The 26,631-nt window shown below is 68.2% G+C and carries 27 protein-coding genes; 12 read left to right on the top strand and 15 right to left on the bottom strand.

Annotation, left to right across the window (positions count from 1 at the left end; all coding sequences use genetic code 11):
- Window positions 1-14: 14 nt before the first annotated feature.
- Both ACOCEP_RS10335 and ACOCEP_RS10330 read left to right on the top strand, forming a co-directional pair.
- Window positions 15-998 carry a FecCD family ABC transporter permease gene (locus ACOCEP_RS10335; RefSeq protein ID WP_482339672.1) on the top strand — a complete coding sequence of 328 codons (984 nt, stop codon included), beginning with the start codon at window positions 15-17 and terminating at the stop codon, window positions 996-998.
- The gene (locus ACOCEP_RS10330) at window positions 995-1,999 is read left to right on the top strand and encodes a FecCD family ABC transporter permease (RefSeq protein ID WP_482337045.1); all 1,005 of its coding nucleotides are present in this window, start codon (window positions 995-997) and stop codon (window positions 1,997-1,999) included. The genes ACOCEP_RS10335 and ACOCEP_RS10330 overlap by 4 nt, the downstream gene beginning before the upstream one ends.
- Here ACOCEP_RS10330 and ACOCEP_RS10325 read toward each other — a convergent pair.
- From ACOCEP_RS10325 to ACOCEP_RS10315, 3 genes are read right to left on the bottom strand one after another with little or no spacing between them, the layout of a single operon-like run.
- Window positions 1,996-2,838: a transglutaminase family protein gene (locus tag ACOCEP_RS10325; RefSeq protein ID WP_482337044.1), complete on the bottom strand. Its 843-nt coding sequence runs from the start codon at window positions 2,836-2,838 to the stop codon at window positions 1,996-1,998. The two genes, ACOCEP_RS10330 and ACOCEP_RS10325, sit on opposite strands and share 4 nt — an antisense overlap.
- Window positions 2,835-3,782: an alpha-E domain-containing protein gene (locus ACOCEP_RS10320; RefSeq protein WP_378366479.1), complete on the bottom strand. Its 948-nt coding sequence runs from the start codon at window positions 3,780-3,782 to the stop codon at window positions 2,835-2,837. Before ACOCEP_RS10320 ends, ACOCEP_RS10325 begins: the two co-directional genes overlap by 4 nt.
- A gap of 10 nt (window positions 3,783-3,792) precedes the next feature.
- Entirely contained in the window at window positions 3,793-5,454 is a 1,662-nt protein-coding gene (locus tag ACOCEP_RS10315) for a circularly permuted type 2 ATP-grasp protein (protein WP_482337043.1), read from the bottom strand.
- A gap of 634 nt (window positions 5,455-6,088) precedes the next feature.
- Here ACOCEP_RS10315 and ACOCEP_RS10310 point away from each other — a divergent pair.
- From ACOCEP_RS10310 to ACOCEP_RS10300, 3 genes are all read left to right on the top strand, one after another.
- Window positions 6,089-6,910, top strand: coding sequence for a transporter substrate-binding domain-containing protein (locus ACOCEP_RS10310; RefSeq protein ID WP_482337042.1), 822 nt, complete (start codon window positions 6,089-6,091; stop codon window positions 6,908-6,910).
- Window positions 6,911-6,988: 78 nt separating this feature from the next.
- Window positions 6,989-7,798, top strand: coding sequence for an amino acid ABC transporter permease (locus ACOCEP_RS10305; protein ID WP_482337041.1), 810 nt, complete (start codon window positions 6,989-6,991; stop codon window positions 7,796-7,798).
- Window positions 7,795-8,544, top strand: a complete 750-nt coding sequence (locus ACOCEP_RS10300; protein WP_482337040.1) for an amino acid ABC transporter ATP-binding protein — start codon at window positions 7,795-7,797, stop codon at window positions 8,542-8,544. Before ACOCEP_RS10305 ends, ACOCEP_RS10300 begins: the two co-directional genes overlap by 4 nt.
- Here ACOCEP_RS10300 and ACOCEP_RS10295 read toward each other — a convergent pair.
- From ACOCEP_RS10295 to ACOCEP_RS10280, 4 genes are read right to left on the bottom strand one after another with little or no spacing between them, the layout of a single operon-like run.
- Window positions 8,541-9,284, bottom strand: a complete 744-nt coding sequence (locus tag ACOCEP_RS10295) for an ESX secretion-associated protein EspG (RefSeq protein WP_482337039.1) — start codon at window positions 9,282-9,284, stop codon at window positions 8,541-8,543. The genes ACOCEP_RS10300 and ACOCEP_RS10295 overlap by 4 nt on opposite strands.
- A gap of 2 nt (window positions 9,285-9,286) precedes the next feature.
- A complete protein-coding gene (locus tag ACOCEP_RS10290) occupies window positions 9,287-10,498 on the bottom strand; it encodes a hypothetical protein (protein ID WP_482337038.1) in 1,212 nt (403 codons plus the stop codon).
- Window positions 10,495-11,109 (bottom strand): DUF3558 domain-containing protein, encoded by a 615-nt coding sequence (locus ACOCEP_RS10285; RefSeq protein WP_482337037.1) that lies wholly within the window; start codon window positions 11,107-11,109, stop codon window positions 10,495-10,497. Before ACOCEP_RS10285 ends, ACOCEP_RS10290 begins: the two co-directional genes overlap by 4 nt.
- The gene (locus ACOCEP_RS10280; RefSeq protein WP_482337036.1) at window positions 11,110-11,616 is read right to left on the bottom strand and encodes a hypothetical protein; all 507 of its coding nucleotides are present in this window, start codon (window positions 11,614-11,616) and stop codon (window positions 11,110-11,112) included.
- A 589-nt stretch (window positions 11,617-12,205) separates the two neighbouring features.
- Here ACOCEP_RS10280 and ACOCEP_RS10275 point away from each other — a divergent pair.
- Entirely contained in the window at window positions 12,206-14,551 is a 2,346-nt protein-coding gene (locus ACOCEP_RS10275) for an oxidoreductase (protein ID WP_482337035.1), read from the top strand.
- Between the two features lie 35 nt (window positions 14,552-14,586).
- Window positions 14,587-15,051, top strand: coding sequence for an SRPBCC family protein (locus ACOCEP_RS10270; RefSeq protein WP_482337034.1), 465 nt, complete (start codon window positions 14,587-14,589; stop codon window positions 15,049-15,051).
- A 77-nt stretch (window positions 15,052-15,128) separates the two neighbouring features.
- Here ACOCEP_RS10270 and ACOCEP_RS10265 read toward each other — a convergent pair whose 3' ends face one another.
- Window positions 15,129-15,698, bottom strand: a complete 570-nt coding sequence (locus ACOCEP_RS10265; protein WP_482337033.1) for a hypothetical protein — start codon at window positions 15,696-15,698, stop codon at window positions 15,129-15,131.
- Window positions 15,699-15,877: 179 nt separating this feature from the next.
- Between ACOCEP_RS10265 and ACOCEP_RS10260 the strand changes: the two genes are divergently transcribed.
- Genes ACOCEP_RS10260 through ACOCEP_RS10250 form a run of 3 tightly spaced genes read left to right on the top strand, consistent with a single transcriptional unit; the run spans window position 15,878 to window position 19,876 of the window.
- The gene (locus ACOCEP_RS10260) at window positions 15,878-17,686 is read left to right on the top strand and encodes an NHL domain-containing thioredoxin family protein (RefSeq protein ID WP_482339671.1); all 1,809 of its coding nucleotides are present in this window, start codon (window positions 15,878-15,880) and stop codon (window positions 17,684-17,686) included.
- Between the two features lie 40 nt (window positions 17,687-17,726).
- Window positions 17,727-18,020, top strand: a complete 294-nt coding sequence (locus ACOCEP_RS10255) for a GroES family chaperonin (RefSeq protein WP_007032412.1) — start codon at window positions 17,727-17,729, stop codon at window positions 18,018-18,020.
- A 26-nt stretch (window positions 18,021-18,046) separates the two neighbouring features.
- Window positions 18,047-19,876: a VanW family protein gene (locus ACOCEP_RS10250; RefSeq protein WP_482337032.1), complete on the top strand. Its 1,830-nt coding sequence runs from the start codon at window positions 18,047-18,049 to the stop codon at window positions 19,874-19,876.
- 4 nt (window positions 19,877-19,880) lie between these two features.
- On the opposite strand, the gene ACOCEP_RS10245 is transcribed toward ACOCEP_RS10250, so the two are convergent.
- From ACOCEP_RS10245 to mug, 6 genes are all read right to left on the bottom strand, one after another.
- Window positions 19,881-20,597: a leucine-rich repeat domain-containing protein gene (locus ACOCEP_RS10245; RefSeq protein WP_482337031.1), complete on the bottom strand. Its 717-nt coding sequence runs from the start codon at window positions 20,595-20,597 to the stop codon at window positions 19,881-19,883.
- A 20-nt stretch (window positions 20,598-20,617) separates the two neighbouring features.
- Window positions 20,618-20,914, bottom strand: coding sequence for a GlsB/YeaQ/YmgE family stress response membrane protein (locus tag ACOCEP_RS10240; RefSeq protein ID WP_482337030.1), 297 nt, complete (start codon window positions 20,912-20,914; stop codon window positions 20,618-20,620).
- A 73-nt stretch (window positions 20,915-20,987) separates the two neighbouring features.
- The gene (locus ACOCEP_RS10235; RefSeq protein ID WP_037334416.1) at window positions 20,988-21,263 is read right to left on the bottom strand and encodes a GlsB/YeaQ/YmgE family stress response membrane protein; all 276 of its coding nucleotides are present in this window, start codon (window positions 21,261-21,263) and stop codon (window positions 20,988-20,990) included.
- A 125-nt stretch (window positions 21,264-21,388) separates the two neighbouring features.
- Window positions 21,389-23,233, bottom strand: a complete 1,845-nt coding sequence (locus ACOCEP_RS10230; RefSeq protein ID WP_482337029.1) for an acyl-CoA dehydrogenase — start codon at window positions 23,231-23,233, stop codon at window positions 21,389-21,391.
- Between the two features lie 150 nt (window positions 23,234-23,383).
- Window positions 23,384-24,184 carry a response regulator transcription factor gene (locus ACOCEP_RS10225; protein ID WP_482337028.1) on the bottom strand — a complete coding sequence of 267 codons (801 nt, stop codon included), beginning with the start codon at window positions 24,182-24,184 and terminating at the stop codon, window positions 23,384-23,386.
- A 282-nt stretch (window positions 24,185-24,466) separates the two neighbouring features.
- Window positions 24,467-25,018, bottom strand: a complete 552-nt coding sequence (gene mug / locus ACOCEP_RS10220; RefSeq protein WP_482337027.1) for a G/U mismatch-specific DNA glycosylase — start codon at window positions 25,016-25,018, stop codon at window positions 24,467-24,469.
- A 28-nt stretch (window positions 25,019-25,046) separates the two neighbouring features.
- Here mug and ACOCEP_RS10215 point away from each other — a divergent pair, with 28 nt between their 5' ends.
- Entirely contained in the window at window positions 25,047-25,700 is a 654-nt protein-coding gene (locus ACOCEP_RS10215) for a class I SAM-dependent methyltransferase (RefSeq protein WP_482337026.1), read from the top strand.
- 96 nt (window positions 25,701-25,796) lie between these two features.
- Window positions 25,797-25,973, top strand: coding sequence for a hypothetical protein (locus ACOCEP_RS10210; protein ID WP_378435079.1), 177 nt, complete (start codon window positions 25,797-25,799; stop codon window positions 25,971-25,973).
- Here ACOCEP_RS10210 and ACOCEP_RS10205 read toward each other — a convergent pair.
- The gene (locus ACOCEP_RS10205) at window positions 25,914-26,561 is read right to left on the bottom strand and encodes a VanZ family protein (RefSeq protein WP_482337025.1); all 648 of its coding nucleotides are present in this window, start codon (window positions 26,559-26,561) and stop codon (window positions 25,914-25,916) included. The two genes, ACOCEP_RS10210 and ACOCEP_RS10205, sit on opposite strands and share 60 nt — an antisense overlap.
- Between the last annotated feature and the right edge of the window lie 70 nt (window positions 26,562-26,631).

Here is a 26,631-nt window from a genome sequence, read left to right as displayed (position 1 = left end):
GGACCAGTGTTTCCCTGCGAACGCTGGTCCTGATGGGGTCGCTGGTAGCGCTCGCCGCGGTCGTCCTGCTGTCGATCGGCTTCGGTTCGAACCGCCTCTCGCTCGGCGAAGTCCTCCACGCCCTCTTCGCCTACGACGGGAGCTACAACGACGTCGTCGTCCGCGACGATCGCCTGCCCCGCACGGTGCTCGGCGTCCTGGTCGGGATGGCCCTCGCGCTGGCGGGCTCGCTCATGCAGGCGATCACCCGCAACCCGGTCGCCGAACCCGGCTTGCTCGGTATCAACCACGGCGCCGCGGTCGCGATCGTGCTCGGCTCCACGGTGTTCTCGGTGACTTCGCCCGGCGAGTATGTCTGGTTCGCCTTCGCCGGCGCGCTCGCCGGAACCGCGCTGGTCTCGGTGATCGGCGGGACACGCGGCGCGACGAGCCCGCTGAGGCTGGTGCTGGCCGGGGTCGCCGTCCAGGCGGTGTTCGTCGGGATCAACCAGGGCATGCAGATGGTCGACACGCACAACCTGCAGGCCATGCGGTTCTGGCTGGTCGGTTCGCTGGTGAACCGGAACCCGGAACAGCTGACGGTCCTGCTGCCGTTCTTCGTCGCGGGTGTGGTGATCGCGATCGTGCTGGCCCGCGCGCTGAACGCGCTGGCGCTGGGCGAGGACACGGCCCGCGGCCTCGGCGCGAATCCGGCGCTCGTCCGCGTCGCCGGGATGGTCGCCGTCGGTCTGCTTTCGGCGTCGGCGACCGCGGCCTGCGGGCCGATCGCCTTCGTCGGCCTGATGATCCCGCACGTCGTCCGGACGCTGATCGGCCAGGACGAGCGCTGGGTGATGCTGATTTCGGCGTTGCTCGGGCCGGTGCTGCTGCTCGGCTGCGACGTCCTCGGCCGCCTGCTCGGCTCGCCGGGCGAGATCCAGGTCGGCGTGATGACCGACGTCGTCGGCGGCATCGCGTTCGTGATCGTGGCCCGCAGGCTGAAGGCGGTGCGCCGATGACCGCACTCGTCCGTCGTGAGTCCGGTGTGGACAGACGATCGGTGATCGTCGTCGCCGCGCTGGCCCTGATGACGCTGACGCTCGTCGTGCTTTCGGTCGGTACCGGCGACTACGAGATGAGCCCCGGCGAAGTGCTCGCCACCCTGGCAGGCCAAGGGACGAAAGCGCAGTACCTGGTGGTCATGGGACGGCTGCCGCGGGTGCTGGTCGCGATCCTCGTCGGGGCCGCGCTGGCGCTGGCCGGGACGGTCTTCCAGACGATCACCCGCAATCCGCTCGGCAGCCCGGACATCATCGGCTTCACCACCGGTTCGGCGACCGGCGGTATCGCGACCCTGCTGCTCATCGGCTCCGGCCCTGGCCTCGTTTCGCTCGGCGCGCTGGCGGGCGGGCTGCTGACCGTGCTGGTCGTGATGGCGTTGTGCGCCCCGCACGGCCTGCTGAGTTCGCGGCTGGTGCTGCTCGGGATCGCCGTCAGCGCGGTGCTGGCCGGGGTGAACGCGTACCTGCTGGTGAAGGCGAACCTCGAAGCCGCGTCGCAGGCTGTCGGCTGGCTGGTCGGTGACCTCTCCGGCCGCGACTGGAGCTACTTCGTGCCGCTGGCGGTCGCGATGGCGGTGTTCGCCCCGATCGTCTTCGCGAACGGCCGCGCGCTGCGCATGCTGGAGATGGGCGACGACACCGCCACGGGCATCGGCGTCGACGTCCGCCGGGTGCGGCGGACCTTGGTGCTGGTCGCGGTCGCGCTGGTCGCCGCCGCCACCGCGGCGACCGGGCCGCTCCCGTTCATCGCGCTCGCGGCGCCCCAGCTGGCGCGCCGGATGACGCGCCTGCCGGGACCCAACCTGCTCGCGTCGGCCTTCGTCGGCGCGACGCTGGTCGTCGCGGCGGACTACCTCGGCCAGCGGTTGCTGGAGTCCTCGCTGCTGCCCGCGGGAGTCGTCGCTGCCGCCCTCGGCGGTGCCTATCTGCTCTGGCTGTTGCTGCGGCGCAGGGCTTAGGTCAGCCGGGTCAGCTGCACCGAGACGTCCAAAGTGGACTGACCGCCACCGGTGAAGATGCCCTTGAGCGGTGGTACGTCCGCGTAGTCCCGCCCGTACGCGACCCAGACGTGCCGCGGCCCGACCGGGATCGCGTTCGTCGGGTCGTAGGCCCACCAGCCGCCGGTCCAGACGTCGACCCAGGCGTGGCTTTCGCCTTCGACCGTCTCGCCGAGCTTCGCCTCCGGTTTCGTGTGCAGGTACCCGGAGACGTAGCGCGCCGGGACACCGATCGCGCGCAGCATCACCAGCGTGACATGCGCGAAGTCCTGGCAAACCCCTTCGCGCGCACGCCACGCGTCGGTCGCCGTGCTGTGCACACCGGTCGTCCCCGGCTGGTACTTGAGCTGCTGGTTGACCCATTCGCAGACCGCGAGCACGGCCTCCGCCGGTTCGAGCCCCTTCCGCAGTTCGCGCGCGACCTTCGTCAGCTCCGGATCGCGGGGCGTGTACGGCGTCGGCGTCAGGTACTCGGTGCGGTGGTCGACGACGGTGTCGCTGCGCAGGTCCTTCCACGTCGCCGAACGGACCGGCTCGCCTTCGTCGGCGGTCTCGACCACCGACGTCGCGAGCACGGTGAACTCCGTGTGCGGCGCGTGAAGGTCGAACGACGTCACGACGGTGCCCCAGTAATCCGTGTACCGATAGGCACGGGTCGCGGGCGTCGTCTCGACCCGGTTGACGACCGTGGTCTGCCGCCGGTCGGAGCGCGGGGTCAGCCGCGCCTCGTTGTACGACTGCGTGGCCGGCGTCGCGTACCGGTATCCGGTCCGGTGGGCCACCCGAAGCTGCCAGGTCACAGCGAAACCTCCGCACCGCTCCAGGCCACCCACGGCGACGAATGGAAGTACTGCACCGAAACCGCGTCGCCGATGTCCTTGATCGAAGTCTGCAGGGCGCCGAGCCGTTTCGGCAGATCCTCCAGCAGATCCGACGGCCGCAGGAACTCCAGCTCGCTGCGCGCGCGGCCGAGCTGCCGCAGCGCCTCGGACTTCTCGTTGGCGCGCGAGTTGACGCCGGGGTCCAGCCGCTCCAGGCACTCCTCGGCCTGCCGCAACGCGTGGAACACCGACCGCGGGAAAAGCGTGTCCCGCAAGAGGAACTGCACGACGCGGCCGGCGTCGAGCGCGCCGCGATAGGTCCGCAGGTAGGTGTCCTGCGCGCCTGCCGAGCGAAGCACGGTGATCCAGCCGGGTGACGACGCGCTGTCCTGCACCCGTGAGAGCAGCAGCCGCACCACCATGTCCGCGCGTTCCACCGACCGGCCGAGCACCATGAACAGCCAGCCGTCGTCGCGGCTCATCGTCGAATCGGCGAGCCCGGCGAACATCGCCGCGCGCTCCTCCACGAAGGAGAGGAACGCGTGCGGCCCGGCTCGGCGCGCGTACCGCTGCCGGTCCGGCACCGCGTTCCACGTCGCGTTCAGGCATTCCCACAACTCGGTCGAAACGACCTCGCGGGCGCCGCGCGTGTTCTCGCGGGCCGAGTTGATCGAGCCGACGATCGACGCCGGGTTGTCCTTGGCGTAGGCGACCAACTCGGTCAACTTCCACACGTCGAGGGTGTCCATGCCCTCGGGCGTGATGCCGAGGACGGCGAGCAGCTGCCGGCTCGCGTGGTCCGGGTCGACGCTCGCGTCTTCGAGCAGCTGATGCACGGAGACGTTGAGGATCCGGGAGGTGTCATCGGCGCGTTCGACGTACCGGCCGATCCAGTACAGCGATTCCGCGTTGCGGGCGAGCACATCAACCTCCCTATGCCTGTTGCTGCTGCTGTTGCTGGGTGGTGGTCAGCTCCGGGCCCTGTTCGGCGACCAGACCGTCCACTTGGGACAGTGCGCCGAGTGCGGGCCGCTCCAGTTCCCGCTCCGCCGTCGAGGATCGCGGCGCCAGCACCCAGGTGTCCTTGGAGCCGCCGCCCTGCGACGAGTTGACGACCAGGCTGCCCTCCGGAAGCGCGACCCGGGTCAGCCCGCCCGGCAGGACGAAGATCTCCTTGCCGTCGTTGACCGCGAACGGGCGGAGATCGACGTGCCGCGGCGCCAGCCTTTCGTCCACTTTGGACGGAACGGTGGACAGCTGGACCACCGGCTGCGCGATCCAGCCGCGTTTGTTCGCCCGGACCTTGCGTTTGAGCGCGGTCAGCTCCGCCTGCGTCGCGTCCGGGCCGAACACGATGCCATAGCCGCCGGAACCTTCGACCGGTTTGATCACCAGCTCGTCCATATGCCGCATGACGTGGTCGAACTCGTCCGGCAGCCAGCACCGGAAGGTGTCCACATTGGGCAGCAGCGGCTTCTCGTTGAGGTAGTACTTCACCATCTCGGGCACGTAGGTGTAGACGAGCTTGTCGTCGCCGACGCCGTTGCCCACCGCGTTCGCGACCACCACGTTGCCCGCGCGCGCCGCGTTGAGGATCCCGGCCACGCCGAGCACGGAATCCGGCCGGTAGTGCACCGGATCGAGGAACTCGTCGTCGATCCGCCGGTAGATGACGTCGACCTGCCGCTCGCCCTCGGTGGTGCGCAGGTACACGACGTTGTCCCGGCAGAACATGTCGCGGCCTTCGACCAGCTCGACCCCCATGAGCCGGGCCAGCAGCGAATGCTCGAAGTACGCGGAGTTGTGCACGCCGGGGGTGAGCACGACGACCATCGGGTCGGCGACGTTCGCCGCGGCCGCCGCTCGCAGCGCGCGCAACAGATGCGAGGCGTAATCGCCGACCGGGCGCACCCGGTGCTGGGCGAACAGGTCCGGGAACACGCGCGCCATCGTGCGGCGGTTCTCCATCACGTACGACACGCCGGACGGGTTGCGGAGATTGTCCTCCAGTACCCGGAAGGTGCCCTCCTCGTCGCGCACCAGGTCCACACCGGACACATGGATGCGGACGCCGTTGGGCGGGTTGATCCCGAACGCCTCGCGCTGGAAATGCTCGCACGAGGTGATCAGCCGTCGCGGGAGCACGCCGTCACGCAGGATCTGGCGGTCGCCGTACACGTCGGCGAGGAAGGCTTCGAGCGCGCGGACCCGTTGCGCCACACCGCGTTCGAGTTTGCTCCATTCGGCGGTGGTGATCACGCGCGGCACCAGGTCGAGCGGGAACGGGCGTTCCTGGCCGGACAGTGAGAACGTGATGCCCTGGTCCACCATGGCCCGGTCGATCGCCGCCGACCGGGACGAGAGATCCGCCGACGTCAGCGCGGAGATCGATTCGTACAGCGCGCGGTACGGCTGGCGGACCGTGCCGTCGGCGGTGAACATCTCGTCGTACGCGCCCGCGTGCGGCCGGGACGGCGAGAGATAGCCGTCGAACTGCGCCCCGGGTTTCGCCGCGCGCCGTGCCGACGTCGTCGTCCGTGGGCGGCGGCCCGCCGGGGGGAGCCGCGGCGCCGGGTTGTTGTTCATGGTCGCCATACTCGCTCACCCTGCCATGCGGGCGCGATACGCGATTCGGAGGCTTGTTGAGTTGATCAGGACCCTGCTAGGGTCGTTAATTATTTTCACCGGCCTCGGGGAGGGGGTTGGTTCTATTCGACATGTCGTCGGTGTCCAGAGGTCTCATCGTTCGGATATGTGTCCGTTCGTTTGCTGGTTCTGTCCTGCCTGTCGAGTTGGAGGGATGATGAGAGCTTTTCTGAAGGCGCTCGTCGTGGCCGGAGCGGCTGCTGCGACGCTTGCTTTTCCTGGCCTTGCTGTCGCACAAACGCCGGGTGACGAGATGGCGATAATGGTCAGTTCGGAAGGCTGCGGTTACAACTATCAAGCCTGTGTGCATTCTCGAAATGATCTAGTCCGGCACGGATACAAGGTTTCGGACATCTTCTATACGCCTCCGGACGCGACGTGTCCTGGCGGCTGCCAGTACTACGGCTACTGGTTCAGGTACTGGCGGTAGCCGCGCCGAGGGCGGGCCCGTCCGGTCGGGCGGTCCCGCCCTTTGTCGTGACCGGGGACACACGAGGGTTGTGACAGAACGGTGCTTCGTTACTCGGCCGATCAGTGGCAGGATGCGAAAACTCGATTGGTAACCGTTACTAGGAGTGACACCGTGGCGCGTCGAACCATACGCAGAGCGCTCGCCGTGCTTCCCGTCCTGGCTTTGGCCGTGACCACGGCCGGCTGTGCGGAGAAGGTCAACACCGGTTCGAAGACCGAGGCCGGAGGGCAGATCACGCTGGTGGAGGCCGGCAAGTTGACCACTTGCACGCACCTTCCCTACGCGCCGTTCCAGTTCACCCAGGGGGACAAAACCGTCGGCTTCGACGTCGATCTCGTCGATCTGGTCCTGCCGCTGGTGGGTGCGACGGAGCAGAAGATCTTCGACACGCCGTTCGAGGGCATCCAGTCAGGCGAGTCGTTGAACATCGGCAAGTGCGACGTGGCGGCGGCCGCGATGACCATTACGCCGGAACGCCAGGCGGTGCTGGACTTCTCCGCGCCCTACTTCAATGCCAAGCAAGCCCTCCTGGTGAAGAAGGGTTCCGGGCTGGACGGCCTGGAGAAGCTGCGTGGCAAGAAGCTCGGTGTGCAGCAGGGCACGACGGGCGAGAAGTACGCCAACGAGAACAAGACCAAGTTCGGCTACGAGGTAGTGCAGTTCGAGGATCTCGCGCTTGAGCAGACGGCCGTGAAGACCGGGCAGGTCGAAGCCGGCATCAACGACGATGTCGTGTTGGCGGACTTCCTCAAGGCCAATCCCGACGTCGAGGTCACCGCGACCTTCGATACCGGCGAGTCCTACGGCATCGCTGTCAAGAAGGGCAACGGCGCGCTGCTGGCCAAGGTGAACGAGGCGCTTGCGAAGGCCAAGTCCGACGGCACGTACGAGCGCGTCTACGAGAAGTGGTTCGGCAAGAAACCGACTTCCTGATCAGTCGCTTGAGGGGCGGCCACCGGCGGTGGCCGCCCCTCACCGCATGTCAGCCACTCGACTGGAGAAACCCGCATCATGGCTATTTCCAAGCGCAAACGGCGCCAGCGTATCCAGCTGGCCCAGTATGCGCTGCTGGTGATCGTCGTCACCGTGCTCGCCCTGGTGGCCGACTGGCCCACCATCACTCGCGCGTTCCTGAACGTGGACGCGGCGTCGGCGCAGTTCCCGGGCATCATCACCACCTCGCTGAAGAACACCATCATCTACACGGCGCTCGGTTTCGCGGTCGGCCTGGGGCTCGGCCTCGTGCTGGCTTTGATGAAGCTGTCCTCGGTGCCGCCCTATCGGTGGATCGCGACGATCTACATCGAGTTCTTCCGCGGGATTCCCGCGCTGCTCGTCTTCATCGCCTTGGGCTTCGGTGTACCGCTGGCCTTCGGGCTGGTTTTCGACATTTACTCGACCGCGGCGCTGGCGCTGGGTTCGGTCGGCGCGGCCTACATGGCCGAAACGATCAGGGCGGGTATCCAGGCGGTGCCGCCCGGCCAGGTCGAGGCCGCGCGATCGCTGGGGATGAGTGAGGGCCGGGCGATGATCACCATCGTCATTCCGCAGGCTTTCCGCATCATTCTTCCGCCGCTGACGAACGAGCTGATCCTGCTCACCAAGGATTCGTCGCTGATCTATCTGCTCGGCGTGGCTCGAGACGAATACGAGCTGACCAAATGGGGTCGCGAAGGCCTGAACGCGACCGGGTCCATGACGCCGATCCTCTTGGCAGGCTTGTGCTATTTGATCATCACTCTCCCGCTGGGCTATCTCTCCAGGTATCTGGAGCGGCGTGCCGGCAGGAAATCCGACCGCGGCCTGGAGGTCGAAGCGTGAGCCCCGTAGTCGAGCTGACCGGCTTGCACAAGGCGTTCGGGAACCTCGAAGTGCTCAAGGGCATCGACCTGGAGGTCCAGCGCGGCCAGGTCGTCTGCATCATCGGCCCGTCGGGATCGGGCAAGTCGACGCTGCTGCGCTGCGTCAACCTCCTCGAGGAACCGCAGCAGGGCAAGATCGTCGTCAACGGCAGCGAGATCACCGATCCGGATGTCGACATCGACGGCGCCCGCAGGAAGATCGGCATGGTCTTCCAGTCGTTCAACCTCTTCTCGCACCTGAGCGTGCTCGAAAACCTCACCGTCGCGCAGCGCAAGGTGCTGAAGCGCGGCAAGGAGGAGGCGGAGCGCGTCGCGCGGGCAAACCTCGCGAAGGTCGGGCTCGCGGAGAAGGAGTCTTCGCTGCCGGCACACCTTTCCGGCGGGCAGCAGCAGCGCGTCGCGATCGCCAGGGCGCTTTCGATGGATCCCGATGTCATGCTGTTCGACGAACCGACCTCGGCGCTGGACCCCGAACTGGTCGGCGACGTCCTCGCCGTCATGCGGCAGCTCGCGCAGGAGGGCATGACGATGCTCGTCGTCACGCACGAGATGCAGTTCGCCCGCGAGGTGGCCGACGTCGTGCTGTTCATGGACGGCGGCGTCGTCGTCGAGCAGGGTGCGCCGGACCAGGTGATCGGGGACCCGCAGGAGGAGCGCACGAAGACGTTCCTCTCGCGGGTCCTGAACCCGAACCACCAGGGCTAACGCCCGCGAAGCTGCGACTCCAGCTGGACGACCTTCGAGACGATTTCGTGCGGCCCGGCGCCCATGAGGCTCACCCAGCCCTTGGCGTCCGGGCCGAACACGACGCGGCCGTGTTCGGTGTCCATCCAGCCCGGCGGGCGTTCGACGCGTTTCCGGTTGCCGCCGCCGTCACGGATGGCGACGTAAAGCCTGCCGAAGAAGGTGTGCGGCGACCGGATCCACTGGAGGATCTTCTTGGCGTCGCGGATGCTCGGACCGGTGCCGGTCAGCATCTCGCCCTTCATCAGGACCTGCAGATCGGCTTCCGAGCAGTTCAGGGACGGTGTGCGCGCGGCGGGAGCCTCGGGGAGCAGGCCGGTGAAATCCTGCGCGAGCGTGTCCGGCCGCGTCGGCGTCAGGTAGACGACCTTGTCGACCAAGACCACCGTGACCGCCTCCCGGCCACTTCCCGCGGCGCGAACGGTCCGCTCACGCCCCTCGGACTTCACCCACGAGTAGTACTCCACCGCCGGCCGCTGCAGAAAACGCAGCGTGTCGAGGAATTCGTCGTCGATCCGGCCACGGGTGAGCAGACCCTGTCCGTCCAATTCGGACTGCGCGGTGGCCGCGAGCTCGCGACGTTCCTCGGGCAGGTACCACTGCGCGCCGCGGACGAGCGTCGGATGGATGTCGCCGAGATTGTGGTGGTCCAGCAGGGTTTCGTAGGTCTGGAGCGTCAGTTCGACGGGTTTCCGCAGCACGATTACGCGCCGATCACCGGCGGAACCGGCTTGTCCCCGTCGTAGCCGCCGAAGAGGGAGTCGCCGTCCTCTTCCTGCAGCGTGATCTTGCGCTGGTGCTCTTCGTCCTCGCCGCCCTTGCCCTTGCCGGCACCGGCGCCCATCCCGCCGCCGCCCATGCCGGGCGCGCCGGGCCGTCCCGCCGCCGCGGGGCCGCCCGCCGGTGTACCGCGCATCGCGCCTTCACCGGGCAGGGCGGCGCCGACGCCACGGCCGGGTCCCATGCTCCCCGGCCCGCCGGTCGACCCACCCGGCCCGAAACCTCCGCCGGGCCCGAAACCACCGCTGAATCCGCCCGATCCCGGCCCGAATCCGTTGCCACCACCGGGTCCGCCGGTGCCTGGCCCACCACCCGGTCCGAAGCTGGGCGGCGGGAAGTTGCCAGGGCGCCCCTGCATCCGGTCATCCGTCCTGGACAACTTGGTCCGATCGTCCGGCTGCGGTGAAGGCAGCGGCCGCGGCATCTGCGGAACCCTCGGCGCCGGCGGAACCTGCGGCGGCCTCGGGGCCTGATATCCCTCGGCTCCCGGAGGAGCGCTGTACGAACTCGGCCCGCCGGTGTACCCACCGGGACCACCGTGCCGCCCCGAGTCGCCGGGCCCGCCGCTGAACCCGCTGACCTTGGTCTGACCGGGATCGATCGGATCCGGCGTGATCGGCCCCGACGAAACGTTCGGATCGTGCGCGGCCGGATAGACCGGCGCGAGCGACTGCTGGCGCGGCTGGGTGCTCTGGTAGTAGGGCTCGTAGATCTCGACGTTGTGCTTGGTGTCGGCGTCGAACTTCGCCGCCGCGATCTCGTCGTCACTCGCGCCGATGGACAAGATGTCCTCGGGCCCGCTGTCCCCCGCGCGCTCCTTCTCGACCGGGCGGACATTGCCGCGCGTGTAGTGGAAAGAGGCGTTCTGGTCGAACATCGACTGACGGGCGCGATCCATGTTCTCGCCCGCGACCTTGGAGGTCGCGATGAGCGGCGCCAGGCCCGCTGTCCCGGAGTCGGCGGCTTTGCCCTTCCAGAAGGTGCTGAGCGCGGTTTGGCTGTTCTCCATCGCCTTGCTGATGTCCTCGTGGATCACCAGAAGCTTGTGGGACGAGACCTGGGCGGCGTCGAGCCGTTTGGTCGTGTTGGGGTTGGCGTTGAGCTTCTCGAAGATCTCCCAGCCGCTGTAGGTCATTGCGCCGCCTTGAGATGCTGGACAGTGAACTCGCCGAACTTCGTAAGGAGCCCGCAGGCATCGTTGTACTTCGGGCTACCACTGAAAAGCTGGGTGGTCAGGACGTACATCATGTCGTCGCGAACACCGATCGCCAGGTTGCACACGCCTGGGCCTTCTCCACCGTTGGCATAGACGACCGCCGGGTATCCGGCGATATCTGCGACCGGCTGGAACGTCGTGACCCCGCTGCCCTGTGCTTTGAGCGCATACAAGTGGCTCAGCCCATCCGGCTGGCTGACATTGAGGTTGCCGGTGACGGTTCCCGACGTGTTCGTGAAGATCCACAAACACCCCTTACCGCCCGCGATGTCCTGCGGCTCGGCTGTCTTGAGAGTGACGCCGGCGCTGTTGACATCCGATTCGCTCGCCGCGTCGCAAGCGCTCGTTTCGAGAGCCGTCGTCTTCAGCGGCGTGGCTACCTTGGGAGCGCCCGCTCGGGGAAGACCGGACTCCGCGGCGGATGACGCGGGCTGACCTGTCGAGGGCTTGCCGGGGTTCTCGCCGTTACATCCGGCGATCAGGGCGACGGAGGCAGCGACGGCAAGGACGGTCGTGGACCGGGAGCGCATTCAAAGGGCCTTTCCGATGGAGCGGATCGCGTCGAGTGCGGCCTGGTCTTGGTTCTGGTAGGCCGTCCTGATGTCTATCAGTGTCTGCATGTATGCCTGCGTGTAGGCGGCGGCACCATTGAGAAATGTCTGGTAGGCCGCACCGGACTCGTTCGCTTTGGCGACGTAGCCATCACTCGCGACCTCTGCGCCCATAGCGTCGATGCCGGTGAGGTTGCTCGCTTCGGCGCGTGCGCGGCTGAAGTCGCGCTCAATGCAGTCTTGAAGCTGCTTGATGACACTGTCCATCGCGGCGGGGTCGAACTCCCAGCCGCCGTTCGACGAGGCCGCCGCGAAGTCGGCCTTGGCTTGCCCGCTGCCCAGTTCGCCGTAATTCGGCGGGGGTGGTGGCGGAGGCGGTGCCGCGGCAGCGCCCTGGATCAGCCCCGAGTTGGGCGGCGGCGCCTGCGGCCCCGGCCCGTTGATCTGGTCGTAGACCCCTTGAGGGCCGCGTCCCGGTCCTGTCATGTCGTGCCTCCCCGCACGGGCCGCGATGGGGCGCGACCTACCCGTAGTTCCCTACTGACTCCAACCGGTGACGATAGCAGCAGGTAAACCGTAGATCAGCACCTTCGTGGAAGATCACCGTCGAAAGATGGAGTGGCTGGTGTGTTTGCCGCGAAAGACGGTTTGCTTGGCAGGGAGTCCTCGAGGTTCTTGATCGCCGCACCGACCACCTTTCTTGCCAGGCCGCAGGGGCCTGAACGAAACGGGCGTTCGCTGGAAGCGTGGGTTTACGTTGTAGACGGGTCGCCCAGAAGTCCGACGGAGACAGTGCGAGGTGCGCGTAGAGCGCGCATAGTCCCTCTTTGTTGCCGGTGGTGGGCTGGCATTTCTGACTCCGGTGAGTGACGGGGGCCACGAAACGGACACTGGTGGCGAATCCGGTCAAGATCACCGCCGCGGACGCAAACGACCTGTTCCGGAACCCGCGGCGGCCGTTCTGCCGTCGCGATCTCGTGGCAGGTTCCGGTCTACTGTCCTGGGCCACTTGCGAATCCCGTGTGTGATCGGCTTCGCTGGTGGCCGAGGAACGACGGGGGAGGGAAGCGAGACGATGCCGGGTTTTCGGCGCAACAACGGGCCGCGCGATCCGGGGGAAGGCGACCAGAACGGTGACACGTCGCTGCCGCCGCTCGACCCGTTCGATCCGAACCCCGACAAGCGGTACGAGGTCCCGGCGTCCGAGCTGATGAAGCCGGGTACGACGGGGCTGCTCCGCTGGCGTCGCCAGGCGACCAACGCGCCGATCGTGCAGGTCGAGGACGCGTACATCACCGGGACGCTCGATCTGCGCGCCGCCGACATCAAGTATCTGTTCCGGTTCGAGCGATGCCGGTTCGAGCATCCGCCGGACGTCCGTGAGGCGCATCTGCTCGGGCTCGTGTTCCGCAAATGCTGGCTGCCCGGGCTCAAGGCGCGCAACCTCCGCACCCGCAACGACGTCCGCCTCATCCGCAGTGTCGTGCACGTCGACGCCGAGCACGAGATCGAGGAGACCACGGTCCAGCGCGGCGACGACCGCGAGCGCGGGATGCCGAACGCGGCGGTCAACCTCACCGACGCGGTCATCGAGGGCTCGGTCGTGCTGACCCGCACGGTGATCACGCATCCGCGCGGCAAGGCGATCCAGGCCGACCGGGTCAACATCGTCGGCGCGCTGCTGGCGTACCGGCTGGTGGCCAACGGGGAAGTGCGTATCCCGGGGATGCGCGCCGGCGGTAACGTCAACTTCTCCGGCGCGACGCTGAACAACCGCGACGGCTTCGCGCTCAACGGGAACGGGATCCACATCGGTGGCAGCCTGTTGTGCGAGGTGGACAACTACGGGCCCGCGGCGCAGCGGAAACGCTTCTCCGCCAGTGGGATCATGTTCCTGCCGAGCGCCACTGTGGACAGTGACATCATTTTGCGCGAGGCCAAGCTTTCGGTGAACCAGGCCGGGCCGATCGTCGTCGACGCGTGGAAGTCGAACGATCCGTACATCGATCCGCGGCCGGCGTTGGTCGCGGATCGCTCGACGGTCAAGGGGAATCTCGAGCTGAGCGACGGTATGCAGGCGACCGGGACGCTGCGGATGGTCAACGCCCAGATCGGCGGTTCGCTGCGGCTGGCCGGTGCCGAGGTCCAGGTCGTCCGCGGGCAGAGCATCCCCTACTACGACCGCGCGATCCACCTCGACGGGACCACCATCGGCGGTGACCTGGAGGCGACAAGCCTGCGGGTGCCGTCCGGGCAGTTGCGCATGGCCGACATCACCGTCGGCGGCAACGTGCTGGCGTGGAACTCGATGTTCCTCCATCCGCGCCGTGACGTCTTTTCCGCGCGCCGCGCGAAGGTCGCGGGGAACTTCCAGCTCACCGACGCGACCGTCCAGGGCACTTTGCGGTTGCAGGGCGCCGAGATCGGCGGCAGCGTGAACCTCTTCGGCACGAGCCTCACCGAGCCTGGCGCCCGCACGCGCACCAGTTACTCGCTGGACGTCCGTACCGCGCGGATCGGCCGGGACCTGATCCTCACCGAGAACAAGGAACGTCCCTTCGTCGCGCAGGGCGGGGTCAACCTCGACGGCGCACAGGTCGCGCGACGCGTGGACTTCCGCGGCGCGCGGCTCGGTTCCCTGCCCCAGCACGGGATCGCGCTCGACGGCAGCGATGTCTCGGCCGACGAATTCCTGCTCACGCCCGGCATCCCGCCGGACGGCCGGATCGTGCTGCGGCGCGCGCACTGCGGGACGCTGGGCGACAACGAGGCGTTCTGGGCGTCGGCGAGCGGGATCGAGCTGGAGGATTTCCGTTACGACGCACTGCAAGAGGACATCGCGCTCGACGACGACCGGGCGATCGACCATCGGATCGTCCTGCTGCGCAAGGCGATGGACGGTTACCGCCCGGGACCGTACGACCAGCTGGCCGCGACGCTGCGCGCGTCCGGTAATGAAGAGCACGCTTCCACGGTGCTGCTGAAGAAACAGCAGTTCCGGTACGAGGCGCTCGCGAAGGGCTTCAAGTTCTTCGGTCCCGGTGTGCACGTGTGGAGCTGGTTGCAGCGGTCGATGGTCGGCTACGGTTTCCGTCCGGTGCGGGCCCTCGGCTGGCTGCTGACGCTGCTCGTGCTGGGGAGCCTGTGGTTCGGGCTCGGGGTCGACGACTGCGTCACCAACCCCAAGCTGACGGTGAGCGGGCCGCGGTGCCTGGTCAACCAGGACGACACCGGGCTCCAATGGAACCCGGTGCTGTACACGATCGACCTCCTGGTCCCGATCGTCGACTTCGGCAACAAGTCGCGCTGGTACATGCACGGCATGGACAACTGGGTCGCGGCCGGGTTCACCGCGTCGGGCTGGGTGCTGGCGACGACGGTCGCGGCCGGCATCAGCCGGATGCTCCGCCGCGACAACTGAGGGTATTTCACATACCCTCAGTACGGAGGTATGTCATGACGGAGCCCAGCGCCACCGGCAAGATCGCGATCACCGCCCCGCCAGAGAAGGTGTACGCCCTGGTCAGTGACCCGGGCGCGCTCGCGGACATGGCCGAGGAATACGAGGGGCACCGCTGGGTCGGCGCCGCGAAGGAGCCCGCCGTCGGTGCCAAGTTCCGCGGCCGCAACCGCCAGGGGTTCCGTCGCTGGAGCACCCTCTCGACGATCACCGACGCCGACGAGGGCAAGCGATTCGCCTTCGAGGTGACCACGTTCGCCGGTCTTCCCGTCGCGCGCTGGCAGTACGACATCGAGTCGACGGGTGACGGCTGTGTGGCCGTCGAGAGCACGTGGGACCGGCGGCCTGCCTGGCTGCGCGGGCCGACGTCGCTGTTCACCGGGGTCTGGAAGCGCGACGACACGAACCGGGCGAACATCGCCGCGACGCTGGCCCGGTTGAAGGCCGCCGCCGAGTCCTGACCCTGCCACGCGTTTAGTCCTCTAGTTGCGGTGTATGCGCGTGCAAGTACCGCAACTAGAGGACTAAACGCGGTACTTCACTCCACGAACCGCGACCAGAACCCGACCTGACGCGGTCCGCCGGGCGGCGGCGGGCCCAAGGGCTGGCCGCAGAAGTCGTGCCGCAGGTATCCCCGCAGGTCGTAGCCGTAATAGACGATGTCGGTCTGGTACACCGACAGCACCGGATATCCCGTGCTCCCGGCGATTCCCGGCAGATACCGGTGCCCGCAGACGGGCACGAGCTGCGGGGCGAGCGCCAGGTGCGATCGGGCCCGCGAAAGCGCGTCGGCCAGGTCGATCGGGCGCATGCCCCAGTCCGGCAGCCAGAAGCCGTTGTGTTCGACGTCGTACAACACCCCGTCGACCGGCCAGTCCAGGCGTTTTCGCAGCTGGTCGGGGTTGCCGCAGCGCCAGTCCGGCCAGCGGTCGCCGATCGGCACCCCGGCGGACAGGAACGTCCGGTGGTCGGCGGCGAACCGGAAGCCGAAGCGGGCTTCGACGTCGTCGAGCTCGGCCTCGCTCAACCCGGGACGCACGGGTTCGGCCAAGCTCGCCTGGAGGTCGTGTGCCTCCTCGATGGTGAAGGCGTGCTCAACAGTGGACATGTGTTCGAGCCTAAATTGCCCACCGCGAAGGCGCCTTCTCTTTTAACACCGCTCCCTCGTCACCCACATGGGGCTCCTCCCCCGGGGTGAGCTCGCCCTCTCAACGCCTGGACCTCGGAACAGCACGGCCGGGCGTGTAGTTCACTCATGTCGTGACTTCCCCACGAACGCAGTCCCGCGTGCGGGCGCCCGAGCTCGACGGCGACGTTTGGCTCAACACCGGTGGTGAGCGGATCACGCTCGCCGGGCTGCGCGGCCGCGTCGTCCTGCTGGACTTCTGGACCAGCGGCTGCATCAACTGCCTGCACGTGCTCGACGAGCTGCGCCCGCTGGAGGCCGAGTTCGCCGACGTCCTGGTGACCATCGGCGTGCATTCGCCCAAATTCCTGCACGAGGGCGAGGCGGCCGCGATCGAGGCCGCCGTGCGGCGCTACGAGGTGCACCACCCCGTCCTCAACGACCCGAAGATGGCCACCTGGTCGCAGTACGCGGTCAAGGCGTGGCCGACGCTGGTCGTCGTCGACCCCGAGGGTTACGTCGTGCACGTCGCCGCCGGCGAGGGGCACGCCGAGGCGCTGCGCCGGGTGATCGCCGACCTCGTCGCGACCCACGAGGCCAAGGGCACGCTGCGCCGCGGTGGCAGCCCGTACGTCCCGGCCGAGGAGCAGCGCACCGAGCTGCGCTTCCCGAGCAAGGCCGTCACCACCGCCGAGGGCCGCATCCTGGTCGCCGACACCGGCAACCACTCCATCGTCGAGTTCGCGTCCGACGGCGAGACGATCATCCGCCGCTTCGGCAGCGGAGCGCGCGGCGCGCAGGACGGGCCGTTCGACCTGGCGAGTTTCACCGAGCCGTCCGGGATCACCCTGTTGCCGTACGAGGTCGCCGAGCGCGCGGGCTATCACGCCGTCGTCGCCGACACGGCCGGTCACCGGCTGCGCGGGATCGACCTGATCACCGGCGAGGTCTCCACGGTCGCCGGCACCGGCCGTCAGTGGCGCGACGGCGTCGACACCGGCAAGGCGCTCGACATCGACCTCACCAGCCCCTGGGACGTCGCCTGGTGGGGCCCCGCGGGCGGCGTCGTGGTCGCCATGGCGGGCAACCACACCCTGAGCGTGTTCGAGCCGGTCTCGGGCACCATCCGCCGCTTCGCCGGTACGACCGTCGAAGGCCTGCGTGACGGCGACGTCCACGAAGCGTTCTTCGCGCAGACGTCCGGCCTCACGCCCGACGGGCGGAAGCTGTGGCTCGCGGACGCGGAGACGTCGGCGCTGCGCTGGATCCAGCCCGAGGGCGAGACGTTCACCGTGCACACCGCGGTCGGCGTCGACCTGTTCTCCTTCGGGCACGTCGACGGCCCCGCCGACAAGGCGCTCCTTCAGCATCCGCTCGGCCTCGCCGTACTGCCCGGCGACACGATCGCGATCGCGGACACCTACAACGGCGCCGTCCGCCGCTACGACCCCCTCACCCGCCAGGTGACCACGCTCGCGACCGGTCTCGCGGAGCCGTCCGGTCTGCTCGTGCACGACGGCGAACTGCTGGTCGTCGAGTCGGCGGGCAGCCGCATCGGGCCGGTGCCGCTCGGTGAGCAGGCGGTGGCCGGGGACGCGCACGCCGTCCGCCGTCCGCCGACCGTGCTGGCGCCGGGTGAGCTGGAGTTCTCCGTCGTCTTCACCCCGCCGCCGGGGGAGAAACTCGACGACCGGTTCGGCCCGTCGACACGGCTGGAGATCAGCGCGTCACCGCCGGAACTGCTCGCCGACGGCGCCGGGGTGGGCACGGACCTGTTCCGCAAGCTCCGCTTCGCCGAGGGCGTCTCCGGTGGTGTCCTGCAGGTCGTGGCGCAGGCCGCCAGCTGTGATGACGGCGGCGAGCACCCCGCTTGCCGCATCACCCGGCAGGACTGGGGCGTGCCGGTGCGGTTCGAAAAGGGCGGAGAAAGCGCGCTGAGCCTGGTCATGGCCGGGGATCCGGGTAAGTAGAGTCGTACTCGTGTCAGATCGGCCGAAACTCGAGATTCAGATGCTGCAGGACAGGGTGCTCGTGAAGCTGTCCCCCGAGGACGGAGAGCGCCGGAGTTCCGGCGGCATCGTCATCCCCGCCACCGCGCAGGTCGCGCGGCGGCTCGCCTGGGGTGATGTACTGGGCGTGGGCAACAGTGTGCGGAACGTCAAGACCGGCGACCGGGTGCTGTTCAACCCGGACGACCAGCACGAGGTCGAGATCCAGGGCGAGGGGCACCTGGTCATGCGGGAACGCGACATCCACGCCGTGGCGACCGAACGGACCGAACACGGCACGGGGTTGTACTTGTAGCTCGGCTGCGGGAGGGGTGGGGAGAGTTGGCACGCGATGAGCAAGACGACCTGTTCACCGACGACCTCCTCCCGGACTCCGACCAGGGCCTGGTGGACGAGCTCTTCGAGGGCGACAGGGTGGTCCATCCGCCACCCACGCCCGCGTCGAAGCTCCGCCGCGGGCTCGGCAAGGCCCTCATGGTCACCGGGGTGCTCATGGGCCTCTTCGTGGTCGCGTACGCGGTCGATCTGATCGTCAGCGCCGGGGACGTCCCGCGCGGGGTCACCGTCGCGGGGATCGACGTCGGCGGCCTCACGCACAAGGAGGCCGAGTCGAAGCTCCGCCGCGAGCTGGAGCCCAGGCTGATCGAGCCGGTGCGGGTGCGGGCGGGTGACGTCCGGACGGTGCTGTACCCGGCGTCGTCCGGTCTCGGCCTCGACTGGCCGCAGACGCTGGGACGCGCCGGTCACCAGCCGCTGAGCCCGTACACGCGGCTGATGTCGTTCTTCAGCAGCCGTGAGGTCGGCATCGTCACCTGGACCGACGCGCCGAAGCTCGAAAAGGCCGTCTCGGACCTCGCCGCCGCGAAGCTGAACCGTCCGCCCGTCGAAGGGAACATCACGTTCCAGCCCGTCGCGGGCACCGACGGCGGTGTCGTCCCGGCCGCGGTCGAACCGCGGAACGGGCAGACGGTGGCCGACGTCAAGGAGGCCGTCACCGCGGTCACCGACCATTGGCTGAGCGACGAGGGTGTCGAGTTCAAGGTGAACGTCGCGCCCGTGAAGGCGACTTCGCCCGGTGTGCACGCGGCGCTCGTCAAGATCGTCGTGCCCGCGGTCGCGAAGCCGCTGGTCATCCGCGGTGAAGGCAAGGACGCGACGCTGAAGCCGGACACGATCGCGGGAGCCTTCCAGTTCGCCGCGCGCGACGACGGCAACCTCGAAGTCCGCATCGACCAGGGCAAACTGCGGGCGGTGGCGCAGCCGCAGCTCAAGGAGACCGAGACCGACGGGGCGGACGCGCAGATCGTCTTCGTCGGCGACCGGCCGGCGGTCCAGCCGTCGAAGGACGCGAGGAAGGTCAACTGGGACCTCACGTTCTCCTCGCTGACCTCGACCCTCGCCAAGAGCGAGGAGCGGGAGCTGAAAGCGGTCTACGACGCCAGCAGCCCGGCCGTCAGCACCGACGCGGCGAACGTTCTCGGCATCAACGAGATCATCGGAGAATTCACCACGTCGGGACTGAACGGGCCGGCGATGACGAACGTGCAGGCGCTGGCGGGCAGGATCTCCGGCGCCATCGTGAAACCGAACGAGACGTTCAGCCTCGGCGCGCGGTCCGGGGCGAGGACGGCGGACGCGGGTTACGTCCCCGCTCCCGTGAACGAAGACGGCACCGGCCCGGTCGTGGTCGGCGGCGGGGTCTCCCAGCTCGCGACGACGCTCTACAACGCCGCGTACCTGGCGGGCCTGGCCGACGGCGGGCATCTGGAGCACGACCACTACCTCGACCGCTATCCGGTCGCGCGTGACGCGAAGGCGATCAACGCGGACGGTTCGCCGGTCGAGCTGCAGATCGTCAACGACGCCCCGACCGGGATCGCGATCCAGGTGCTGCCCGCCAACGGTTCGGTGACCGTGCGGATCTGGGGTACGAAACGGTTTTCGGTCCAGAGCGTCGGCGGCGAGCGGCACTCCTACGTCCCCCAGCCCGTGCAGATGGGGTCTGGGCCCGGCTGTGTGCCGGACCCCGGTGCGGCGGGGTTCGGCACTTCGGACACCCGTGTGCTGATCGACGTCGTCACCGGGACGGAGGTCCGCCGGGAGACCCGCAACGCGACCTACTCGCCGCGGCCCGCGATCATCTGCGCCTGAGCGCTCACCGCAGCACCATGCATCCACGCGCTTCGAAGTCCGCGAGCCACGATGGCTCCCGCAACTCCTTGTTCCACCGCAGATCCAGTTTGTCCAATTTGGACAGCCGGACGAGGGACGACGGCAGCGAGGTCAGCTTGTTCTCGCGCAGATCGAGCTGACGCAATTCGCTCAGCTCCCCGATGGAGGACGGCAAGGACGTCAGCAGGTTCTTCCGCAGATGCAGTTCGCGTAACGCGGAAAGCGTTCCGATCGACTCCGGCAGTTCGGTCAACCCGTTGCCGTACAAGCGGAATTCGCGCAACGAGGCCAGGCCGGAGAGATCTTCCGGGAGGGTCGGGATGCGATTGTCCGTGCAGCCCAGGTATTTCAGCCGCCCGAGTGAGCAGAGCGCGGCGGGGAACGCGGTGAGCCGGTTGTCGCTCACGTAGAGGTATTCCGTCAGCCCGGCGAGCTCGCCGAGTTCGTCCGGCAGCACCGAAAGCTCGTTGTGCCCCAGATCCAGGGTGTGCAGCTTCCGCAGGGCGCCGATCGACGGCGAGACGGTGGTCAGCCGGTTGGCGGCGAGATTCAGCACCCGAAGCCCCGACAGCGCCCACAGCTCGTCGGGAACGGACGTCAGCCGGTTGTCGTACAGGTCCAGGTGTTCGAGTGAAGCGGGAAGAGAGGCGCCGGGCAGGGAGGTCAGCCCCTGGCCACTGAGATCGAGTCGAGTGGTCACAGGGGCCGACCGTAACGGGATCAGGTGACTGTCCGGTGCCCGCCGCCCTTGACCTTCGCGTAGATCGCGGCCGCGCCGATCACGCCGACGATGGCCGCGCCGACCTGGAAGGCGTGCCGGATCCAGTCGATGCCCGGGGTGTCACGGACCCCGAACACGCCGGCCAGCCAGTTGCCGATGAACGCGGCGATGATGCCGACCACGATCGTCAGCCACATCGGGATCTTCTGATCGCCGGGCGCGATCATCCGGCCGATGACACCGAGGATCAGCCCGACCACGATCGTGGTGATGATGCCCCAAAGGCCACCCAACATGGTCCCTCCTTCGCTGGAGAATCGAGTGAACCCACGGTGACACCGAAACCGGCTCGTCGCGCCTCAAGACCCCTTACCGGGTGACACCGCGGCGTCCGTAGAGGTTCGCGGCCAGGGTCACCCCGATCCCGGCGATGACGATCTGGGTGATGAGTTCGAGCCAGTCGAAGCCCTTCGTGTCCGCGTAGCCGAGCCCGCGGGCGATCGCGGTGCCGACGAAGGCGGCGACGATACCGACGACGATGGTCAGCCAGATCGGGATGGACTGCTTGCCGGGGGCGAAGAACCTGCCGAGCACCCCGAGGATCAAACCGACCACGATCGCCGTGATGATGCCGGTGACTGTCATTGAGACTCCTTTGCCGAGGTCACCGCCGTGAGGGCGGACTCAGCACGGAGATGCCCGGCCGAAACTCCCTCGAAACCACGAAGAGCCCCCTCCTGGCCGGAGAGGGCTCTTCGTCACGAAACCGTTTAGAACGCGGCTTCGGGGATGTCCATGAGGCTGTTGTCCGCGGCCTCGACGATCGCGCGGCGCGACGTCAGCTCCGGCAGCACGTTCTTCGCGAAGAACGACGCCACGGCGAGCTTGCCCTCGTAGAACGGGACGTCCTTCGCGGACGCGCCCGAGTCGAGCTTGCCGATGGCGACCTCGGCGTGCTTGATGAGCTGCCAGCCGATGAGCAGGTCGCCGACCGACATCAGCAGGCGGACCGTGTGCTGGCCGACCTTGTTGATGTTCTGCGGGTCCTCCTGCGACGAGGTCAGGTAGCCGATCAGCGAGCCGAGCATGCCCTGGGTGTCTTCGAGCGCCTGCTTGAGCAGACCGCGCTCGTTCTTGAGCCGCCCGTTGCCGATCTCGGACTCGATGGTCTTCGTGATCTCCCCGGCGACGTAGGCCAGCGAAGCACCCTTGTCGCGGACGATCTTGCGGAAGAAGAAGTCCAGCGACTGGATGGCCGTGGTGCCTTCGTACAGCGAGTCGATCTTCGCGTCGCGGATGTACTGCTCGATCGGGTAGTCCTGCAGGAAGCCCGACCCGCCGAGGGTCTGCAGCGACTGCACGAGCTGCTCGGTCGCGCGCTCGGAGCCGACGCCCTTGACGATCGGCAGCAGCAGGTCGTTGACGCCGTGCGCGACCTTCTGCGAAGCCTCGTCGCCCTCGCCGGTCCACACCTGGTCCTGGAAGGTCGCCGTGTAGAGGTACACCGCGCGCAGGCCCTCGGCGTACGCCTTCTGCAGCATCAGCGAGCGGCGGACGTCCGGGTGGTGGGTGATGGTGACGCGCGGCGCCGCCTTGTTCAGCATGTTCGGCAGGTCGGCGCCCTGGACGCGCTCCTTGGCGTACTCGAGCGCGTTGAGGTAGCCGGTCGACAGCGTCGCGATGGCCTTCGTGCCGACCATCATGCGGGCGTACTCGATGACCTGGAACATCTGCGCGATGCCGTCGTGCACCTCGCCGAGCAGCCAGCCCTTGGCGGGCGTGCCGTGCTGGCCGAAGGTCAGCTCGCAGGTGGTGGAGGCCTTGATGCCCATCTTGTGCTCGACGTTGGTGACGAAGGCGCCGTTGCGCTCGCCCAGCTCACCGGTCTCGCCGTCGAAGTGGAACTTCGGCACGAGGAAGAGCGAAAGGCCCTTGGTGCCGGGCTTGGTCTCGATGCCGGGACCCTCGGGGCGGGCCAGCACCAGGTGCATGATGTTCTCGACCATGTCGTTCTCGGCCGAGGTGATGAACCGCTTCACGCCGTCGATGTGCCAGGAGCCGTCCTCCTGCTTGACGGCCTTGGCGCGGCCGGCGCCGACGTCGGAACCGGCGTCGGGCTCGGTGAGCACCATGGTGGCGCCCCAGCCGCGGTCGATCATGATCTGCGCCCAGCGCTTCTGCTCGTCGGTGCCGTTCTTGTCGACGATGCCGGCGAAGTTCGGGCCCGCCATGTACATGAACAGCGGCGCGTTGGCGCCGAGGATCAGCTCGGCCGCGGCCCACTGCACGGTCGGGGGCAGGCCGAAGCCGCCCAGCTCGTTCGGCAGGCCCAGCCGCCACCATTCGCCGTCCATCAGCGCCTGGTAGCTCTTCTTGAACGACTCGGGGATCTTCACCGAGAAGGTCTTCGGGTCGTACACCGGCGGGTTGCGGTCCGCGTCGGCGTACGAGTCGGCGAGGGGACCGGAAGCGAGCTTGTTCAGCTCGGTCAGCACGCCGCGGGCGGTCTCCTCGTCGGATTCCGCGAGGACGCCCTTGCCGAGGCGGTCCTGCACGCCGAGGACCTCGAAGAGGTTGAACTCCAGGTCTCGGACGTTGCTCTTGTAGTGGCCCATTTCGTCACTCCAATGTGTTCGGCTCCCCGGCCGGGCACACGTCCCCTACTCGCCGGTAACTTCAGGATATTACCTGTGGGTAACCGGCGGCAAGTGAATGGCCACTGTTGTGATGTGTAAATCAGCAATACGGGGGGTCTCGGTGCCGGTTCAGCGGGATGACGGCGCGATCGAAGTGGCCGCGGGCGCCTCGGCCGGGGTGTGCGCGTCGTCGGGGTTCGTGACCAGGATGCCGGAACGGAACGCGATCGTCACCGCGTGTGTCCGGTCGCGGGCGGACAGCTTGCGCAGGATGCTCTTGACGTGCGTCCGCACCGTTTCCACGGACAGGAACAGGATCTTCGCGATCCCGGAGTTCTCCAGACCCTCCGCCACCAGTTGCAGGACCTGGTACTCGCGGCGGGACAGCGGCATCAGGCCGCGCGCGGTCGCCGGTTTGGGGGCTTCGCCCGGCTTCGGGATCATGGGCTGGCGTTTCGGCCGCGCGGTCAGCGCCGCCAGCGTCGGGTCGATGTAACGGCGGTCGCTGTGCGCGCGCCGGATCGCCTCGGCCAGATGCCGCCCGTCGGTGGCCCGCGGCACGATCGCGTGCACGCCGGCCGCGATCGCCGCGGCGAGGTACTGCTGGGTGCGGTTGGTGTCCCTGATCATCGTGATGATGACCAGGGCCGGGTCGCCGCCGCTGAGCAGGCGGGACAGGTGGCAGTTCGGGTCGAGCGCCGAATCCAGCACGATGACGTCCGGTTTGAGCTGTTCGCACAGCTGGAGCGCCGCGTGGTGGCTCGCCGCGTGCCCGAGCCACTGCAGGCCCGGTGTGCGGTGGACCAGCGAGCTCAGGCCCTCGCAGAAGATCGGGATCGGATCGACGGCGGCCACGCCGAGTCCGCGGCCGCCTGGTGACAGTCCGCCCGGCCTGCCGGCCTGCGTTCGGTTCGGCTCGATGCTTCGCATCACGGACCCCTCCGTTTTCCTGCCCGCCATCTCCGGACGAGAGGGCTCGCAAACCCATTCGGTGACCACCGCCCCCCGGCGCGGTCACCCTCGACAACCGGTCCCCCCTGCGGGACCGGACAGAGATGACACCTCGTAACTATTACGAGTCAGTAGGTCGGAGCCCGTGACGCGATATCCCCCTCATAGATGTATCCGCCCGTCGCGGCAAACTCTGTGTATCGGCTGGTTGTGGATCTCCGGCTCGAATGAGCGCGCCGAGGGTGGAACTTGGCGCGTTCACTACTCAGAGTGGACCTCGCCACGAAGGCGCCCGAACTCGTCTCCGAGCGCCGCCGGGGTCCAATGCGCGTTCAGCCCGCTGGGATTGGGCAGGACCCAGACCCGTGCCCCGCCGATCTCGTCGTCCTGGGGGCCGACCTTCGCCTTCGGCAGTCCGAACGCCGTCCGGAAGGCCGTGATCCCGACCACGGCGAGCCAGCGTGGCCGGTATTCGGCGACCCTCGCCGCGAGGAGCCGCCCGCCGTCGCGGAATTCGTCCGGCGTGAGCTCGTCGGCCCGCGCCGTCGTCCGCGCGACGACGTTCGTGATGCCGAGGCCGAGGCCGAGCAGTTCGTGCTGCTCGCTGGGGTCGAGCAGGCGCGGAGTGAAGCCGCCGCGATGCAGCGCGGGCCAGAACCGGTTCCCCGGCCTGGCGAAGTGCAGGCCGAGCGCGCCCGAGTAGAGGCCGGGGTTGATCCCGCAGAACAGCACGTCCAGATCGGGCGCGATGACGTCGTCGATGGTCTTGCCGTAGGCGGCGGCCAGCTCGTCCTTGGTCGGTTTGGTCCTCACCCCGCCAGTTTCCGGCACTCTGGCGGGTATGGATCACGGGGCGTTCACGGCCGACGGCTGCGCGGTCGAGGTGTACCGGCTGCTGCCGCCCGGCGACGAGCCGGGGATCGTGCACGCGGCGATCCCGGAAGGCTCCTCGATCCTGGAGCTCGGCAGCGGCACCGGGCGGATCACGCACGCGCTGCTGGACCTGGGACATCAGGTGGTCGCGGTGGACGACTCGCCGGAGATGCTCGCCCACGTCCGCGGGGACAAGGTGTGTTCGAAGATCGAGGAACTACGGCTCGAACAGGTCTTCGACGCTGTGCTGCTCGGCAGTCACCTGGTCAACACCACCTCCGCGGTCGATCGCGAGGCTTTCCTGTCCACCGCTCGCGCCCATGTCGCGCCCGGCGGCCGGGTACTCGTCGAATGGCATCCGCCGGCGTGGTTCGAGTCGGTGCGCGAGGGCCAGGGCGGCACGCTCGGCCGGGTCGGCGTCCGGCTCGACCAGGTCGTCCGTGACGGCGACCTGCTGTCGGCCGTCGTGCGGTACTCGGCGGAGGGCCGCTCCTGGAGCCAGCCCTTCACCTGCCGCCGGCTGGACGTCGAGACCCTGAACGCCGCACTGACCAGGGCGGGCCTGGTCTTCGAGCGCTGGTGCACCGAAGACCGCACCTGGTTCTCGGCGACCCCCGCGTGACCTGGGACACCCACTTTCGTCTCAAGGGGTGGTCAACTCACCACGACATGCGTACTGTTTGTGATCTCGCACACAAGGTCGTATCGAGGAGGCGTTTTGCAGCTCTCGCTCATCCTCGGCCTGGTCGCGTTGATCTTCGTGGTGGCCACCGTGCTGGTGATCGCGGAAGACCGGCGGGCCGCGCGGCGCGCGGCCCAGCGACGGCGGGCGAGGCTAGCGGACCTGGGCGAGGTCGACCCGCTCGCCACGCAGCGGCTGCATCTCGACCGTTGAAGGCACGGGCTTCCGCACGAGGCTGAGCAGCAGCGCCCCGGCGATCCAGCCGAGCATCGCACCGGCGGTGTTGTTGAGCAGGTCGTCGACGTCGAAGATCCGGTAGACGTAGGGCGCGGTGCCGAAGTTCGCGGTCAGCTGCGTGATCTCGATCAGCAGCGACGCGGCGAGCCCGATCAGCGTCGTCCCGGCGAGGCCGCGCTTCCAGAGCGTCCTGGCGAAGAAGCCGAGCGGGACGAACAGCAGCACGTTCATGGTGGCCTGCTGGAAGGTCTGGGTGGTGAACCAGTCGGTCACCGGCAGCCCGTGCTTGAGCAGTTCGGTGTGGATGTCGGTGACCCACTGGAACGGGTTCAGCTGCACGGTCTGGCTCAGCCGCCCGGCGCCGGGGCCCGGCAGCGGCAGGAAGGTCACCGCCAGGGTCATGGTGGCGTAGAGCAGCACGGCGGCCGCGGTCAGGACGGGACGAAGCCGCACTCGGCCGTGCCGCGCGTGCAGGACGATCAGCTGCGGGATCAGCACCGTCGCCCAGAGCGCGAAGAAGCCGATCAAGCCGTACTGCAGGGCGGTGACCTGTGCGTTCGTCATAACCACGACGTTATGGATCACGAGGGGCCCGCCACTTCGGTCGATGGGCCGCGGCGGACGGCGCCGGATC

The organism is Amycolatopsis sp. CA-211722 (assembly GCF_056828465.1).
The sequence above is the reverse complement of the archived record's forward strand: the minus strand, read 5'-3'. Positions and strand labels throughout refer to the sequence as shown.